Below are 15187 nucleotides of genomic sequence, written 5' to 3'. Positions count from 1 at the left end.
CCGGAGCCCGGTGCTCAGCAGGGCCAGGTCCCGGTGGTGAGGAAGTCGTCGATGGCCGCGGTGTACGGGGCGATGTCCAGGCCCTGCTCCTCCAGCCACGAGTCGGAGTAGTACTTGTCGAGGTAGCGGTCGCCCGGGTCGCACAGCAGCGTGACGACGCTGCCCTGCTCGCCGCGCTCCACCATCTCGGCGATCAGCTTGAACGCGCTCCACAGTCCGGTGCCCGTGGACCCGCCGGCCTTGCGGCCGATGGCGCGCTCCAGGGCGCGGACGGCGGCGACGCTGGCGGCGTCGGGCACCTTCATCATGCGGTCGATGGCGCCGGGCACGAAGCTGGGCTCCATGCGCGGGCGGCCGATGCCCTCGATGCGCGAGCCGCGGTCGCTGGTGGCGAGCGGGTCGTTGCGGGTCCAGCCGTCGAAGAAACAGGAGTTCTCCGGGTCGGGCACACAGATACGGGTGTCGTGCTGGAGGTAGTGGACGTAGCGGGCGATGGTCGCCGACGTGCCGCCGGTCCCGGCGGTCGCGACGATCCAGGCGGGCTCCGGGTAGCGCTCCAGGCTCAGCTGCTGGTAGATCGACTCCGCGATGTTGTTGTTGCCGCGCCAGTCGGTGGCGCGCTCCGCGTAGGTGAACTGGTCCATGTAGTGCCCGCCGGTCTCGGCGGCGAGGGCGGCGGACTGTTCGTACAGGGTGCACGAGTCCTCGACGAAGTGGCACCGGCCGCCGTGGAATTCGATGAGGCGGCACTTCTCCGGGCTGGTGGTGCGCGGCATCACGGCGATGAACGGGACGCCGATCAGCTTGGCGAAGTACGCCTCCGACACGGCGGTCGATCCGCTGGACGCCTCGATGACCGGCTTGCCCGGACGGATCCAGCCGTTGCAGAGCCCGTACAGGAAGAGCGAGCGGGCGAGGCGGTGCTTGAGGCTGCCGGTGGGGTGCGTCGACTCGTCCTTGAGGTAGAGGTCGATTCCCCACGCCTCGGGCAGCGGGAAGCGCAGCAGGTGGGTGTCGGCCGAGCGGTTCGCGTCGGCCTGGACCTTGCGGACGGCTTCCTTCAGCCAGGCCCGGTACTCCGGGTCGCTGCGGTCGACGTCCACGGTCGCCGTGGCCCCGTGCCCGCGTACGTACTCACTGGTATCCATGGGCCTGCTCCTGTTGGTCGTCGATCCGGTGCTCGCACCTCCACGATATGCACCCCACCTGCGCAAACGGTCACTTTGATGGTCCATAGCGCTGCCTTTGACCCGTGCCCGCGGGGGCGGCTGTCACGGGCGGGGCGGGCGGCCGCCCACCGGGGCTCCGGGCCCTCTGGCGATCCGGGCCGTACCGGGGCACACTGCACAGCAGGAGTGGCGACGAAGGGGGGCGGATCCGCGATGGCGGACGTCGAGTTCAGTGCGTCGGGGGTCAGGATCGAGCGCTTCACCCGATCGCTGACCAGGGCTGGTCAGGTGGTCGTCAAGGACGGCCGGCTGTCCCTGCTCACGAGCAACGGGCGGGAGATCGACAGCGCCCCGGTGGGCACGGTCAGCGCACGCAAGTGGTGGTTCATCGCGGCGGATTCCGTCATCGCCCGAGTGAACGGGGTGCGCTACCGGTTGACGATGGGGCAGCGCAGCCGCAGACGCGACGGAGCGGCTTTGCTGCGGCGTTTCCTGGAGACGCTGCGCAGTGCGCGCGGCCGCCGGGACTGACCCGACCAGTACGGACAACGGCAGGCGGTTCCCGGGACTGATCCGACCAGTACGAACACGGCGGGCGGTTCCCGGGGGCGCCGGGCTGCGCCGCGAGTTGCGGAGCCGTACCCCCTGAGCCACGCTGGATCCATGTCACTGAAGGTGCACCCTCGGTGACAGAGCGATCCGCTCCACGGACCGGGTCGCGCGACACGAGCAGACACGACAAGAGCAGAGCGGATTCGGCAGTCAGTCGTCCGCCGGCCCCGTTCGCGTCTCTTCTCTTCTTCCGGACCTATTTCGGGGAGTCGCAGCCGTGATCAGCGAGCCAAGCAGGCACTGCACGGTGGAGCTCCAGGCCCTGCCGTCGCGGATCGGTCAGGTCCGCAGAATCATCTCGGCGCAACTGCGCTACTGGCATCTCGATCCTCTGATCGACCAGGCGGCCCTGGGCGTCACCGAGCTTCTCACCAACGTTCACCGGCACGCACAGCCGGACAAGTCATGCACCGTCGACATCGAGCTGCTGCTCGACCGCCTGACGGTCTCCGTCCACGACCACGACCCGCGCCTGCCCACGGTGAACGAGGCGGACTCGTTCGCCACGTCGGGCCGGGGCCTGGCTCTGATCGCCGCCGTCAGCGAGAGCTGGGGCGTGCGGCCGATCGGCCCGGCCGGGAAGGCCGTCTGGTTCACCCTGCCCGCAGCCTCCGGCGCCTCGACCCTGCCACCGCTCGCGGTGTACGGGTCGATGACCGACGGGCCGTTCGGGGCCGTGACCATCACCCCCGACGACATCGTGGCCCTGCCCGCCCGGTCGGCTGTCGTCGGCTGACCGGCGGGACGGGCCGGAGGGGAGGGCGGCGGAGCGGTTTCGTACCGCTGCGCCGTCCTCCGTTCCGTCACGGCCGGGGTCACGCCCTGCCGGCGCTCGCGGTCCGGCCGAACTGTTCGTCCGGCACGGACAGTCGGCGCCCGTACTCATCCCCGTTCCCGTCCCCGTTCCCGTTCTCATCGATGTCGATGTCGATGTCGATGTCGCCCGCGCACCTCCCCTCCTCCCCTCCTCCCCTCCTCCCTTCCTCCCCTCTGTACCTACTAGTATGTACACTTAGTTCATGAGTACCCCGAACCGGCTGATCGAGGCCACACAGGAGCTCCTGTGGGAGCGCGGCTATGTGGGCACCAGCCCCAAGGCCATTCAGCAGCGGGCCGGCGCCGGCCAGGGCAGCATGTACCACCACTTCAGCGGGAAGCCCGAGCTGGCGCTCGCCGCCATCACCCGTACCTCCGAGGAGATGCGCCGGACCGCGGGGCGGCTGCTGGACGGCCCCGGGAGCGCGTACGAGCGGATCGCGGCGTATCTGCTGCGCGAGCGCGACGTGCTGCGCGGCTGCCCGGTGGGGCGGTTGACGATGGACCCGGACGTCATCGCCGACGACGAGCTGCGCGCACCGCTGGACGACACGCTCGACTGGCTGCACGGCCGGATCGCAGCGATCGTCCAGGAGGGCGTGGACGGGGGCGAGTTCACTCCGGGGACCGATCCCGGGCCGGTCGCGGCGGCCGTCGTCGCCACGGTGCAGGGCGGCTATGTGCTGGCCCGCGCCTCGGGCTCGCCCGCCGCGTTCGACCGCGCGGTGGAGGGGCTGCTGACGCTGCTCGCCGCCCGCGGTCCCCAGATCTGAGGAGTCCCGCGTGCACGCCATGCAGTACGAGATCACGCTCCCGGCCGACTACGACATGAGGGTCATCCGTGCCCGGGTCGCGACCAAGGGCCATCTCCTCGACGACTTCCCGGGGCTCGGCCTCAAGGCGTATCTGATCCGGGAGCGCGAGGCGGGCTCCCCGGTGAACCAGTACGCCCCGTTCTACCTGTGGAACGCCCCCGAGGGGATGAACGCCTTCCTGTGGGGCGCGGGATTCCAGGGCCTGGTCGACGACTTCGGCCGGCCCGAGGTCCAGCACTGGACGGGCCTGGCCTACGAGGAGGGGCCGTCGTCCGGCGCCCTCCCCCGTGCGGCCGTCCGGCTGCGGCGGCCGGTGCCCGCCGGGGTGCGGCCCGCCGACGCCGTCGGGGCGGCACTGGCGGAAACTCGCCGGACCGCCGCCCTGCCCGGGGTGGTCAGCACCGCACTGGCGGTGGATCCGCGCCGCTGGGAGCTGGTGCACTTCACCCTGTGGGAGCGGCCGGAGCCCGGGGCGGCGGGCGAGTCCTACGAGGTGCTGCACCTGTCGTCACCGGAGGCCGGCCGGCTGCGGCGGGGGCGGCAGTGGTGAACGGGACGTAGACGGCGGGGCCGATCGGGCTTCGGGCAGCGCGGGCTTCGGGTCGGAGCGGGCTTGGGACCAGGGCACGCTTCAAGCCGGCGCGGGCTTTGGGCCAGCGCGGACTTCGGGCCGGGGGGGTTCGGGCCGGAGCGGGCTTCGGACCAGGGCGCGCTTCAAGCCGGCGCGGGCTTGGGGCCAGCGCGGACTTCGGGCTGGAGCGGCTTCGGACCAGCGCACGCTTCGAACCGGCACTGATTCAAACCGGCACAGGCCTCAAGCCGGCGCACGTTTCATGCCAGGGCGGCGAGGGGGTCGTCGAGGACCGGCTGCCAGGCCAGTTCGGCTGCGCCCACCAGGCTGTTGTACGCCAAGGTGCACGGCAGGATCGGCACACTGCCGCTGCGCCCCCACAGGCTCCGGTCGGCGACGACGGCGCGCAGCCGTTCCGGGTCCGCCTCCAGCAGGTCGCGGTGGAGCCCGCCGAGGATGATGCGGTCGGGGTTGAGGATGTTGACCAGCCCGGCGAGCCCCAGGCCCAGGCGGTCGATCAGCGCCTCGGCGGCGTGACGCACGGCGGGGTCGCCGTACTCCGCACGGAGCAGGTTTCCGGCCTGCTTGAGGAGGGACTCCTCGGGGCCCGGTTCGCGGCGGGCGGTGGCGAGGAAGGCGAGCGGGTCGGTCTCCACGTCGAGGCAGCCGCGCCCGCCGCAGTGGCAGGGCCGCCCCTCGGGGTTCACGGTGAGATGGCCCACCTCCAGCGCGAGGCCAGAACTGCCGCTGTGCAGGCGGCCGTCGAGCACGAGTGCCCCGCCGACGCCCCGGTGGCCGGTGGCCACGCACAGGAGGTGCTGGGCGCCGCGCCCCGCGCCGTGCCGGTGCTCGGCCAGCGCCGTGAGGTTGACGTCGTTCCCGGTGAACGCGGGGCCGGCGATGCCCGCTTCGCGGACGCAGGCGGCGAAGATGTCCCGGACCGGAGAGCCGGCGGGCCAGGCGATGTGCAGCGGGTTGAGGGCGGTCCCCTCCGGCTCGGCGACCGCGGAGGGCACCGCGAGGCCGGCCCCGGCGCAGCGCAGCCCGCTCTCGCGCAACAGGCCCGCCCCCGCCTCCACGACCTCGCCGAGCACCTGCGCGGGGTCGGCCATCACCGCGACGCAGCCCGGCGAGGTGGCGACGATCCGGCCGCCGAGCCCGACGAGCGCGGCCCGGAAGCCGTCGGCGTGCACCTGGGCGGCGAGGACGACGGGGCCGGTCTCCAGGACGGACAGCCGGTGCGAGGGACGGCCCTGGGACCCGGCCGCAGAACCGGGGCTGGAGTCGACCCGGATCAGCCCGAGCGCCTCCAGTTCCGCGGCGACCGCCCCGGCGGTGGCGCGGGTGACGCCGAGTTCGGAGGTGAGCACGGCCCGGGTGGGGGCGCGTCCGGTGTGGACCAGTTCCAGTGCGGGCCCGAGCGCACTGCGGCCCCTCTCCAACTTCGTCCGGGTGGTGGTCGCCTTGCCGTTCATGGGGGCGAGTCTCCCATGATCCGGAGGCGTCCCGGACGCCCAGGGCCGGTGCGGGGATCCCGTTCCGGCCACGGCCGCACCCCTTGAACGTCCGGTGCGCAGCAGTGTTGCGTCCGCCGTCGGAGCGCCCCTGTGCCGATTTTATGCCGCGCCTAAACAAACTACGGACGGAAAGGGGACGGGAACACGGACCAGGACGAGGACGGCTGCGACGAGGAGCGTGGTCCACACGTCCCATGACCTGGTGCGGACCGTGCCACAGTGACCGACTGCCCGACCATGACCATGACAAAGGCCAGGACCATGACCAGGGCCGGTGCCCTGATGGACTGCTCGGCCGCACCTGGCGCACACGCCGCCCGAGCCGGCGACGGTGTCCACATCGCCCTCGATGTCTGCGGCCGAGCGCTCGGGCCGGTCTTTCAGCTCACCGACGACCTTGCTCGGCATCCGGGAGCAGCCGGCCGCGACCGGGAAACCAGCCGGCGCGCCACCGCACGTCCCTTCGGCCGCTACGGCTGCCCGCGTCGCCTCCCGATCCGGTACGGCGAGACCGGCGTCCGTCCACGGCGACGCCTTGATCGCCGCGGGCAGCTCGGTCTCGCGGAACAGCACCTGCGCGATGGCGTTGGGCTCGCCGCCCGGGTGCCAGGGGCGGCCCAGGTGGAAGGAGCCGGCAGGGGCGTCGCTGATGACCTGGGACCTGGTGATCAGGAAGCCGTACGGGTTGTCCTTCCAGGTGGAAGCCGCGGTGATCCAGCCGTTGTTGGTGGTGGAGCCACGGTAGAGCGCCTTGATGACGGAGTTCTCGATCACGGTGGTGGCGCGCCCGTAGATGAAGTCGACGTCTCCCTCGATGTAGGAGTCGCGGATGTAGACGCGGCGGTTGACGTTCAGCTTGGGGGTGTCGGTCATGAGGGTGTCCTGGTTGCCCAGGAAGGCGGTGTTCTCGAAGACGATGCGGTCGCCGGTGGTCTTCATGGCGAGCGCCTGCTCGCCCTTGAGCTCGTGGGCGGCCTCGTCGAAGTCGTTGGCGAAGGTGAGATTGCCGGCGGTGACGTCGTTCGCGGCGATCAGCACGGTGGCGCTGCCGGTGGAGCCGCCCTGCTCCGCCGGGGTGTCGTACACGATCTTGGTCTGCGAGCGGTCCCGGCCCGTTCCCCGCAGCGCGAGGAGCGGCTTGGTCGCGGGAATGCGGACCTTCTCGCGGTACGTGCCCGGAGCCAGCTTCAGCGTGACCGTGGCGTCGTTGCCGGTGGGTACGGCGTCGACGGCGGCCTGCACGGTCGGGTAGTCGCGCGGCACGTCGAGCTCGATGTTCGTGCCGAGAGCCGGCTGCGGGCCGGAGAACTTCCGTACCAGCGCCGGGACGGCGGCGGCCGGGTCCAGCCGGTAGTCGTAGAAGTCGCGCGGATCGAAGGCGGTGCCCCGTGTGTCGTGGCGTCCGGTCGTGTTCTTCAGGATCGAGCCGCGCTGGACGAGTTCGGCGGAGGTATCGGCCTGGAAGGGGTACTGGACGTCTTGGTAGTAGCCGTTCTCGATCACCATCCTGGTCTTGCCGCGCGACCAGTTGCCGTACGTCCAGACCGGGTCGCCGTCCTGGACCTGGGCCGACATGTAGTTGTTGTAGAGGTGCGCGTAGGCGCAGTTGTCGGCGGACGGGTTGCGCTGCTTGGTGCCGTTGAACCAGTTGTGGTCGATGGTGACCTGTGTCTTGACGTTCTCCGTCCAGCCGATGCCGAACGCCTTGTTGTGGTTGTCGAAGCGGTTGTACGAGACGGTGACGTACTGGCTGTCCTTGCGCAGGTCGATCAAGCCGTCACCCATGTGCGTGAGGTGGTTGTGATCGATCCAGACGTGGTCGACGGAGTCCATCTGGATGGCGTCGAAGTCCTGGGACTTGCCGTCCCAATCGCCCTCGACGTACGTGTCGCGGATGGTGAGGTTGCGGATGATGACGTTGTGCGTGCCGGGCCGCAGGTTCAGTCCGCCGTGGACGAGCTCCCCGGATGTGCCCACACCGATGATGGTCTTGTCGGAGGTCACGTCGATCTCGGCACCGTAGGGGGCCACGTCGACGGAGCCCTTGACCCGGATGATGTAGGGGCCTTCCGCCGCCGCGTACGCGGCGAGCGAGGCATGGTCGGTGACGGTGACGACCTTGCCGCCCGCCCCGCCGGTGGTGCCGCCCGCGAGCGAGGCGAAGCCGTGCGCGGTGCCGGACAGCCGATGGGGTGCGGCGACTGTTCCGGAGGCGGTGGCGGTGACCGCGGCCGGCGCGGCCGCCCCGGCGGTCTGTACGGGGCTCAGGGCGAGCACGGCAGCCAGCGCGGCGACGGGGGCCACCGCTCGCGCGCACAAGCGCTTGCCAGGAAGGGGGACGTGTTTCATGAAGGACTCCCAACAGATGTGAGGATGCGGTCGCTCAGCTTCGGGGGGCGCTCAGCCGACAGGGGGTACCACAAGGGTGGCCCGAAGGGAGCGGCGAGCTGCCGGAGTGGGCATCGGGCGGCACCGTCCTTGCTCGGCTGTACGGCAAGCGCTTGCTGCAACCACATGCGCCGACCCGGCCCGGACGATCTCCGAGTCGACTGGAGAGAGGGTGCGCACACGGCGTACAGGAGGGGCCGAAATCGGCGCGGATGCCACAGCCACCCGAGGCCGGATCCCGCATCTCATATACGACGCACGACCTATGACGGGTCGAAGCTAGAAGCGGCGGCAGATTTAGTCAACGCCCATGACAAAACAAGTGGGGGTACGGGCCGCCTCGCGGCGGCACTGACAGCTGCAGCCCTTACCTCACGCAAGGGGTGGGTTCACCGGCGGCAGCTCGGCGGCTACGACGCCCGCCCGGCGGCTCCACCGCCACACAGGCGGCGTCGGGCACCGGAGAAGCCGCGACCTCACGGGCCGTACCGCCCGACCACTCCCCCGCCGATCGCCGCCGACACCGACGCCCAGCACCCGGATTTCGCCGCACGGAAACGCGGCCCCGTGGCGCGGACGTTGGGCCACGGAGGGCGGTGGTCCGACCATGGGCCACGGCATCCACCAGTACGACCTGCCGCTGCATCTGCTCGGCGACTGGACCGAGGTTCGCGCGATGGCGTCCCGGCCGGTCCACGACACGGAGAGCGAGGACGTCTCGACGGCGCTCGTGCGCTTCGCCGGTGGAGCCCTCGCGACGGTCGTCAACAGTGTGGTGTCGCCCCAGGAGGTGAGCCGTATCCGCGTCGACTTCACCGAGGCGACGGTCGAGCTCACCCATCTGTACGGCCACGGCAACGACGACTGGGTCTACACCGCCGCCCCGCACGTCCCGCCTCCGCGCGCCGCCTCGTGGCGGACGCCCCACGCCGACGTACCCAGCTCGCACACGGCGCAGCTCGGCGTCGTCCTGGACGCCTTCGGCAAGGGCGTCCGTCCGCCGGGCGGCGGCGACGACGCGCGCAGGACCCTGGAGTTCGCCACCGCACTGTACAAGGCGGCCTTCACGGGGGCGGCGGTGCGCGCGGGCGAGGTCGTTCCCGGCGACCCGTACCACGAAGCCATGCACGGCGGCCACCCCGACTGGAGTCCCGCACGAAGAGCCTCCAGGTCACCCACGTGCACGGAGAGCACGTCTCGATCGGCTGCCGCGGCATCGAGCTGCTGCGGTACGTCTACCGTCCCGACCCGGCCGCCTTCGAGTGTCCCAAGCCTTACGTCCACCCGTTGCGCACCCTCGGGGGAAGCGGGGTCACGGGATACCGGCCCAGCGACCACCGCTGGCACAAGGGTCTGCAGATGACGGCCAGTCACCTGTCGGGGCAGAACTTCTGGGGCGGCAACAGCTACGTTCCCGGCTTCGGGTACCAGGAGCTGCCCGAGCGGGTCGGCTCGATGCGCCATGACGGCTTCCCCGTCCTGGTGGCCGAGGACGACCACGTCAGGCTGGGCGAGGAACTCACGTGGATCACCCGCGGCGGAGAGCAGTGGGCACGCGAGCGGCGCGGGCTCCTCGTCCACTCGATCGACGCCGACGCCGGCTCCTGGGCCCTCGACTGGACCATCGACCTCACCAACCTCCGGGACGAGCCACTGCGTTTCGGTTCGCCGACCACCGCCGGCCGGGAGATGGCCGGATACACGGGACTGCAATGGCGGGGGCCCCGGGACTTCACCGGCGGTACCGTCATCGGCTCGACCGACACGGGACCCCCAATGGGCGCGCAGTCGGCCTGGCTGGCATTCACCGCGCGGCGGGACGGCGTCGACGCAGACTCGACGCTGGTCTTCGCCCACGCCCCGGAGAACCTCGACGCGTCCACCGCGATCAACTCGTCGCACTGGTTCGTGCGGTCGGAGCCCGTACCGACCGTCGCGTTCTCCTGGGCCTTCTTCGAGGAGTTCACCCTCCCGCCAGGCACGTCCTTCAGCTACCGCTACCGGGTGGTGGTCGCTGACGGAGCCTGGGACCGCGACGGGGTCGCCGCCCATCTGAAGGATCTGCCGTGGTGAGCCCGCATCCGCTGCCGGGGGCGGTCGGCCTGTCGCACCTGAGCCCCTACGACTGGGAAGCGGTGGACGGGGTGTGCGGCGGGAGCCCGCATCTGCATCTGGCGTGCACGGAGGCGTACGTCGTCACGGGGGGTTTCGGAGCGGTGCAGACCCTCACTCCCGCGGGGTACCGGGAGACGCCGCTGGAGCCTGGTTCCGTCGTGTGGTTCACCCCGGGCACGGTGCACCGCATGGTGCAGGGCTCGAACCTCCGGGTGACCGTGCTGATGCAGAACAGCGGCCTGCCGGAAGCCGGTGACGCGGTCTTCACCTTTCCACCCGACGTGCTGACCGATCCTGAACGGTACGAGGAGGCCGCGGTGCTGCCCGAGGGCACCGGCCCGAAGACGGAGAAGGCCGCCCGGCGCCGCCGTGACCTGGCCGTCGAGGGTTACCTCGTCCTGCGCGAGGCTCTCCGCCAGGACGACCCCGACCCGTACCTCGCCTTCCAGCGAGCGGCCGCGCGCCTGGTCCGTGACAGAGTCCCCGCCTGGCGCGACCGATGGCGGACGGGCGCCCCGGCCGCGGCGGAACGCACGGGCGCCCACCTCAGTGTTCTGGAGTCGGGGGACACTTCCCACCTGCGGGCCGCCGGAACGTATCTGGCCGAACCCGCGCGACGCGGCGCCTTCGGTATGTGCGGCTACCGCGACACCTACGCCGCGGGCGACAGCGCGAGACCGAGCGGCGGAGGCTGATCGCGTTCCTGTACCGCCGAAGTGTGCGTCACTGGCCAGGGCGGGGAGCCGCGCTCCGTTTTCACAGGAGACACATGGGTCGATGACAGCGGACAGAAGGGGCGCAACCCTGCTGTTCTCGGCATGCAGAAATCTCCCCTTCCCCGCCGCGGGCTCCTCGCCGCGACGCTCGGCGTCGCCCTCTTCGGCGCGAGTGCCTGCGGAGGCTCCACGGGCGCCTCGACCAGCTCCTCCCCGACGGCCGGCTCTCCGACCGCCACTGCCACGAGCCGCGACCAGCGGGTTCCGAGCCTGGAGAACCTGACGACGGAGGTGAAGGACAAGTTCAAGCAGTACACCTAAAAGGACACGGAGAGCGGCAGATCCCTGCCGTACAACCTGTACCTCCCCACCGGCTACGACTCCGCCAAGAAGTACCCCCTGGTGCTCTACATCGCCGACTCCAGCCTTGTCGGCAAGGACGTGACCGCCCCGCTGTCACAGTACGGCGCGCTGATCTGGGCCGGCGCCGGCGACCAGGCCGAGCACGAGAGCATCGTCCTGGTTCCCGAGTACCCGGAGGTGATCATCGATGATCACGGCAGCTACACCACGACCGACTACGTCGAGGTGACCAGGCGCCTGCTCGACTCGGTCACCGGTGAGTACAGCGTGGACCCGAAGCGGGTCTACGGCACCGGGCAGTCCATGGGCTGCATGACAGTCATGTACCTGGCCACCAAGCACCCCGATCTGTTCGCCGCCGAGATGTTCGTCTCCGGCCAGTGGGACATCAGCGAGCTCGGGAACCTGGCGAAGGAGAAGTTCGTCTACGTCGCCGCCGGTGGTGACGAGAAGGCGTCGGCAGGGCAGACCGAGGTCCAGAAGATGCTCAAGAGCGACGGAGTCCCGTACCAGACCGCAACCTGGGACGCGACCTGGTCAGCGGCGGAATTGCAGGCCGCCGCTGACAAGTTGTTCGCCGCCGGAGACAGCACGAACTTCGCCACGTTCGAGAAGGGAACCGTGCTCCAGGTCTCCGGAGCGTCGGCCGCCCCGATGGGCGGCGAGCACATGGCCTCCTTCGAACCCGCCTACAAGATCCCCGCACTGCGGGACTGGCTGTTCGAGCAGACCGCCTGACGGTGTGCACAGGCGAGGCCACAGACACCTACCCAGGGCCTCGGTCCGAAGGAGAGGCCCCCATGGGAACAGGAGCATCCGCAGCCCGCTGAGCCAGTGGTCGGACGTCCGGTCCAGGTCGGACGCCGAATGCCGCCGGAAGAACTCCGCGGTCACCCGACGCGAAGTCGCCTCGTCGGCACCGTGCTTGGCGCCGTACTCGCAGTACTCCTTGCGGTGCCGCCCGCCCGGGGCGGCACCGGCCAGGCGCAGCCCGGACAGTCGAAGCCGGTCGCCTGGTTGACGTCCAGCAGCGTCAGCGCCGTGCGCCGTACGCTCGTCCGGCCCAGGGCGTACTGCAGCGCGTGCGCGACGCCGGGTGCGCCGGTGCCCCGGGTCCCGGGCGGGGTGATGGGCAGACGCTCGTCCCTCAGGTCCTCGATCTCGCTCATCGCCGACCAGTCCATGCGTGCTCGGATGTCATGCCGTGAACACTCGCCCGGCAGCCCCGTCCTGCTTCGTCTCCCGGCCCGCCCTTTCCGAGGGGATCCGCGAGCTGGAGGAGGAGTTCGGTGTGGCGCTGGTCCGCCGTGGACGGAGGCACGGTGGCCCGACGGTGATCACCCGCACTCCGCAGGGAGTGCGCCGCGGGGGCCCCGGTCCGGGAGCGGACCGGGAGCCGGTCGCCTGCGGTCAGCCGGTCCGGGCATCGGGCAGGCCGACCGAGCGGGCCAGTTCCCCCGCGGCCTGCCGGAACAGCGGCTCGCGCGCCTCGACGACCCGGTTGAACTGGCCGAACAGCTCGAAGGAGATCAGGCCGAACAGCTGGGCCCAGGCGGCGACCAGGGCCGCCACAGCCGCCGGAGGCACGTCCGGGGCGAACTCGGCGGCCATCCGCTCGGCGTCGGAGCGCAGGCCGGGCGCGAGAGGAGGCACCGTGAGGTCGTCGGCCCGGAACGCGGCACGGACGATGTCGATGAAGACCAGGCCCACCCGGGACGCGGGCCCCACCGTGTCCGTCGGGGCGATGTAGCCGGGAACGGGCGAGCCGTAGATCAGGGCGTACTCATGGGGGTGGGCGAGCCCCCATTCCCGTACGGCACAGGCCACGGCGACCCAGCGGCCGGCGGGCGGGGCAGTGCCCGCATGCTCTCCCGCCGCTCTTTCCGCGACCTCGCCCACCGCGTCGAACGCGTCGACGATCAGCGCGGTGAGCAGGTCGTCGCGGCTGGGGAAGTAGCGGTAGAGCGCGGAGGAGACCATACCCAGCTCCCGGGCCACGGCCCGCAGCGAGAGCTTCGCCGCACCCTCCTGCGCGAGCTGTTTCCTGGCCTCGTCCTTGATGGCCGCGGTCACTTCGATGCGGGCGCGCTCCCTGGCCCCTCGGATGGTGCTCATGCGATCAGTCTGTCATGGCGTCGGATCACCGACCAGAAACGAGAGCGGGCATCAATGAAGAGAGCAGTGCTCTTGCTTTTGTGCGCCGACTCCGCGCACACTGATCTCAAGCGAGAGCACCGCTCTCCCTCTTCTCCGCACCGCAGCAGCAACCACACCGCGGGAGTCACCATGTCGCAGCAGACGTACTACCTCCGGGCGAGCGCCGCCGCCAACCGCCTCAACATGGTCGTCGGCCTGCTGGCCCGGTACGGCATCAGCCTGATGGGCTCCGCCGAGATGACGGTGCGCGGACGCAGAAGCGGGCAGCCGCAGCGCGTCCCGGTCAACGCCCACGCCTTCGAGGGCGAGCGGTACCTCGTCTCGGCCCGGGGCCACTCGCAGTGGGTGCGCAACATGCGCGTCGCGGGCGGCGGGGAGCTGCGGCTGGGGCGCAAGGTCAGCCGGTTCACCGCCGTGGAGATCGCCGACGACGCACAGAAGGCCCGGATCATCCGGGCCTATCTGAAGCGGTGGGGCTGGGAGGTCGACCAGTACTTCCAGGGGGTCACGGCGAAGTCCACGGACGCCGAGCTGCTGGCGGCCTGCCCGGACCACCCGGTCTTCCGCATCACGGACGCGGGCTGACCGTGCGAAGGGCTCGCCTCAGCGGTCCATCGCGGACAGCGCCCGCTGCGCCAGCGGGTGCGTACGGACCAGTTCGGCCAGCGATGTGGTCCCCCGGGTGATCCCGGCGAACGCCTTCCACGCCGGGCGGAAACCGGTCAGCACCGCGTGCAGCACTCCCGGGCGGCGTTCGAACAGCTTGAGCATGCGGCGGCCGACGCCCATCTCCACGCCGAGCCCGGCCTTGATGGCGAAGGCGTAGTTGAGGGCCTGGCGGCGGGCGTCCACCGCGTCGTGCGACTCGGCGATCCTGACCGCCCACTCCCCCGCGAGCCGGCCGGAGCGCAGCGCGAAGGAGATGCCCTCGCGGGTCCACGGCTCCAGCAGTCCGGCCGCGTCCCCGCAGACCACGACCCGGCCGCGGGAGAGCGGCGAGTCGTCGCTGCGGCAGCGGGTCAGGTGGCCCGAGGAGACAGCCGGCTCGAACCCGGCGAGGCCGAGGCGGGCGATGAAGTCCTCCAGATACCGCTTGGTGCCCGCGCCGTCGCCGCGCGCCGAGATGACGCCCACGGTGAGGGTGTCCCCCTTGGGGAAGACCCAGCCGTAACTTCCCGGCATCGGGCCCCAGTCGATGAGCACCCGGCCCGCCCAGTCCTCCGCGACGGTGGCCGGAACCGGGATCTCCGCCTCCAGGCCGAGGTCGACCTGGTCGAGCTTCACCCCGACATGGGCTCCTATCCGGCCCGCGCTGCCGTCCGCGCCGACGACCGCCCGCGCGAGCACCGTCTCGCCACCGGCCAGCACCACGGCGACCGTTCGCCGGTCGGGCACGGCGGGACCGTGCTGCTCGACCCGCACCACCGATGACCCGGTGCGCAGTTCGGCCCCGGCCTTCTGCGCCTCCTCCACCAGACCGGCGTCGAACTCCGGGCGGTTGATCAGCCCGAAGAGCATGCGCCGGGAGCGGCGGGTCCGGGACAGTTTGCCGTTGAGTGAGAAGGTGACCGCGTGGATGCGGTCCTTCAGGGGCAGTTCGAATCCCGGCGGCAGGGAGTCCCGCGAGAAGCCGATGATTCCCCCGCCGCAGGTCTTGTAGCGCGGCAGTTCCGCTTTCTCCAGCAGCAGGACCCTCCGGCCCGCCACGGCTGCCGCGTACGCCGCCGATGCGCCGGCCGGTCCCGCGCCGACCACGACGACATCCCACACGGTCGACTCTTCCGGCTCATGTCCGGCGTCTGCGTTCTCGCTGCTCACGATGTGCTTCTGCTCCTGATCCGACCAGTGGCCCCAAGCTGCTCACGGCATCCTACGGCGCGTTCCGGCCAAGCCCTCCTGTGGGAGGATCGGCGATGATTTTGTCGTACATGCGTCGCCGCGCAGACGG

Annotated in this window: 14 protein-coding genes and 3 pseudogenes; 11 read left to right on the top strand and 6 right to left on the bottom strand. The window is 70.9% G+C overall.

Annotated features, from left to right (window positions below):
- Positions 1-14: 14 nt before the first annotated feature.
- Complete coding sequence (locus ACGF2Y_RS18485; protein WP_392948323.1) at positions 15-1148, bottom strand: PLP-dependent cysteine synthase family protein; 1134 nt, start codon at positions 1146-1148, stop codon at positions 15-17.
- A 234-nt stretch (positions 1149-1382) separates the two neighbouring features.
- On the opposite strand from ACGF2Y_RS18485, the gene ACGF2Y_RS18480 reads away from it, so the two are divergent.
- From ACGF2Y_RS18480 to ACGF2Y_RS18465, 4 genes are all read left to right on the top strand, one after another.
- The gene (locus ACGF2Y_RS18480; protein ID WP_392948636.1) at positions 1383-1700 is read left to right on the top strand and encodes a hypothetical protein; all 318 of its coding nucleotides are present in this window, start codon (positions 1383-1385) and stop codon (positions 1698-1700) included.
- A gap of 298 nt (positions 1701-1998) precedes the next feature.
- Positions 1999-2517, top strand: a complete 519-nt coding sequence (locus ACGF2Y_RS18475) for an ATP-binding protein (protein ID WP_392948321.1) — start codon at positions 1999-2001, stop codon at positions 2515-2517.
- Positions 2518-2800: 283 nt separating this feature from the next.
- The gene (locus ACGF2Y_RS18470; RefSeq protein ID WP_392948319.1) at positions 2801-3370 is read left to right on the top strand and encodes a TetR/AcrR family transcriptional regulator; all 570 of its coding nucleotides are present in this window, start codon (positions 2801-2803) and stop codon (positions 3368-3370) included.
- A gap of 10 nt (positions 3371-3380) precedes the next feature.
- The gene (locus tag ACGF2Y_RS18465) at positions 3381-3962 is read left to right on the top strand and encodes a DUF4865 family protein (protein WP_392948317.1); all 582 of its coding nucleotides are present in this window, start codon (positions 3381-3383) and stop codon (positions 3960-3962) included.
- A 281-nt stretch (positions 3963-4243) separates the two neighbouring features.
- Here the strand turns inward: ACGF2Y_RS18465 and ACGF2Y_RS18460 are convergent, their stop codons facing one another.
- The gene (locus ACGF2Y_RS18460; protein ID WP_392948314.1) at positions 4244-5458 is read right to left on the bottom strand and encodes an ROK family protein; all 1215 of its coding nucleotides are present in this window, start codon (positions 5456-5458) and stop codon (positions 4244-4246) included.
- Between the two features lie 141 nt (positions 5459-5599).
- Positions 5600-7849, bottom strand: coding sequence for a pectinesterase family protein (locus tag ACGF2Y_RS18455; protein WP_392948312.1), 2250 nt, complete (start codon positions 7847-7849; stop codon positions 5600-5602).
- 598 nt (positions 7850-8447) lie between these two features.
- Between ACGF2Y_RS18455 and ACGF2Y_RS18450 the strand changes: the two are divergent.
- The 5 genes and pseudogenes from ACGF2Y_RS18450 to ACGF2Y_RS18430 form a co-directional block, all read left to right on the top strand.
- Positions 8448-9053, top strand: a pseudogene (locus tag ACGF2Y_RS18450) (Gfo/Idh/MocA family oxidoreductase); the annotation flags it as partial.
- Entirely contained in the window at positions 9032-9961 is a 930-nt protein-coding gene (locus ACGF2Y_RS18445; RefSeq protein ID WP_392948634.1) for a PmoA family protein, read from the top strand. The pseudogene ACGF2Y_RS18450 and the gene ACGF2Y_RS18445, both read left to right, overlap by 22 nt.
- Complete coding sequence (locus tag ACGF2Y_RS18440) at positions 9955-10698, top strand: cupin (RefSeq protein WP_392948309.1); 744 nt, start codon at positions 9955-9957, stop codon at positions 10696-10698. The genes ACGF2Y_RS18445 and ACGF2Y_RS18440 overlap by 7 nt, the downstream gene beginning before the upstream one ends.
- Positions 10699-10821: 123 nt before the next feature.
- Entirely contained in the window at positions 10822-11040 is a 219-nt protein-coding gene (locus ACGF2Y_RS18435; RefSeq protein WP_392948307.1) for a hypothetical protein, read from the top strand.
- Between the two features lie 24 nt (positions 11041-11064).
- Positions 11065-11820 (top strand): alpha/beta hydrolase-fold protein, encoded by a 756-nt coding sequence (locus ACGF2Y_RS18430; RefSeq protein WP_392948631.1) that lies wholly within the window; start codon positions 11065-11067, stop codon positions 11818-11820.
- 87 nt (positions 11821-11907) lie between these two features.
- Here ACGF2Y_RS18430 and ACGF2Y_RS18425 read toward each other — a convergent pair.
- Positions 11908-12251 (bottom strand): annotated as a pseudogene (locus ACGF2Y_RS18425) (hypothetical protein); the annotation flags it as partial.
- A 17-nt stretch (positions 12252-12268) separates the two neighbouring features.
- On the opposite strand from ACGF2Y_RS18425, the pseudogene ACGF2Y_RS18420 reads away from it, so the two are divergent.
- Positions 12269-12424 (top strand): annotated as a pseudogene (locus ACGF2Y_RS18420) (LysR family transcriptional regulator); the annotation flags it as partial.
- A gap of 68 nt (positions 12425-12492) precedes the next feature.
- Here the strand turns inward: ACGF2Y_RS18420 and ACGF2Y_RS18415 are convergent.
- On the bottom strand, positions 12493-13197 hold the full coding sequence (locus ACGF2Y_RS18415) for a TetR/AcrR family transcriptional regulator (protein WP_392948304.1): 705 nt from the start codon (positions 13195-13197) through the stop codon (positions 12493-12495).
- 171 nt (positions 13198-13368) lie between these two features.
- Between ACGF2Y_RS18415 and ACGF2Y_RS18410 the strand changes: the two genes are divergently transcribed.
- A complete protein-coding gene (locus ACGF2Y_RS18410) occupies positions 13369-13824 on the top strand; it encodes a nitroreductase family deazaflavin-dependent oxidoreductase (protein ID WP_392948301.1) in 456 nt (151 codons plus the stop codon).
- A gap of 18 nt (positions 13825-13842) precedes the next feature.
- On the opposite strand, the gene ACGF2Y_RS18405 is transcribed toward ACGF2Y_RS18410, so the two are convergent.
- A complete protein-coding gene (locus ACGF2Y_RS18405) occupies positions 13843-15057 on the bottom strand; it encodes a geranylgeranyl reductase family protein (RefSeq protein WP_392948298.1) in 1215 nt (404 codons plus the stop codon).
- Positions 15058-15187: the final 130 nt, after the last annotated feature.

Origin of the sequence: Streptomyces sp. NPDC048142, from assembly GCF_043202835.1 — a bacterium.
Taxonomy (GTDB): Bacteria; Actinomycetota; Actinomycetes; order Streptomycetales; family Streptomycetaceae; genus Streptomyces.
The sequence above is the reverse complement of the archived record's forward strand: the minus strand, read 5'-3'. Positions and strand labels throughout refer to the sequence as shown.

Coding starts and splice junctions, on each gene's coding strand:
- ACGF2Y_RS18485 (WP_392948323.1), bottom strand. CDS start 1,148: ATGGATACCAGTGAGTACGTACGCGGGCACGGGGCCACGGCGACCGTG.
- ACGF2Y_RS18480 (WP_392948636.1), top strand. CDS start 1,383: ATGGCGGACGTCGAGTTCAGTGCGTCGGGGGTCAGGATCGAGCGCTTC.
- ACGF2Y_RS18470 (WP_392948319.1), top strand. CDS start 2,801: ATGAGTACCCCGAACCGGCTGATCGAGGCCACACAGGAGCTCCTGTGG.
- ACGF2Y_RS18460 (WP_392948314.1), bottom strand. CDS start 5,458: ATGAACGGCAAGGCGACCACCACCCGGACGAAGTTGGAGAGGGGCCGC.
- ACGF2Y_RS18455 (WP_392948312.1), bottom strand. CDS start 7,849: ATGAAACACGTCCCCCTTCCTGGCAAGCGCTTGTGCGCGCGAGCGGTG.
- ACGF2Y_RS18435 (WP_392948307.1), top strand. CDS start 10,822: ATGCAGAAATCTCCCCTTCCCCGCCGCGGGCTCCTCGCCGCGACGCTC.
- ACGF2Y_RS18415 (WP_392948304.1), bottom strand. CDS start 13,197: ATGAGCACCATCCGAGGGGCCAGGGAGCGCGCCCGCATCGAAGTGACC.
- ACGF2Y_RS18410 (WP_392948301.1), top strand. CDS start 13,369: ATGTCGCAGCAGACGTACTACCTCCGGGCGAGCGCCGCCGCCAACCGC.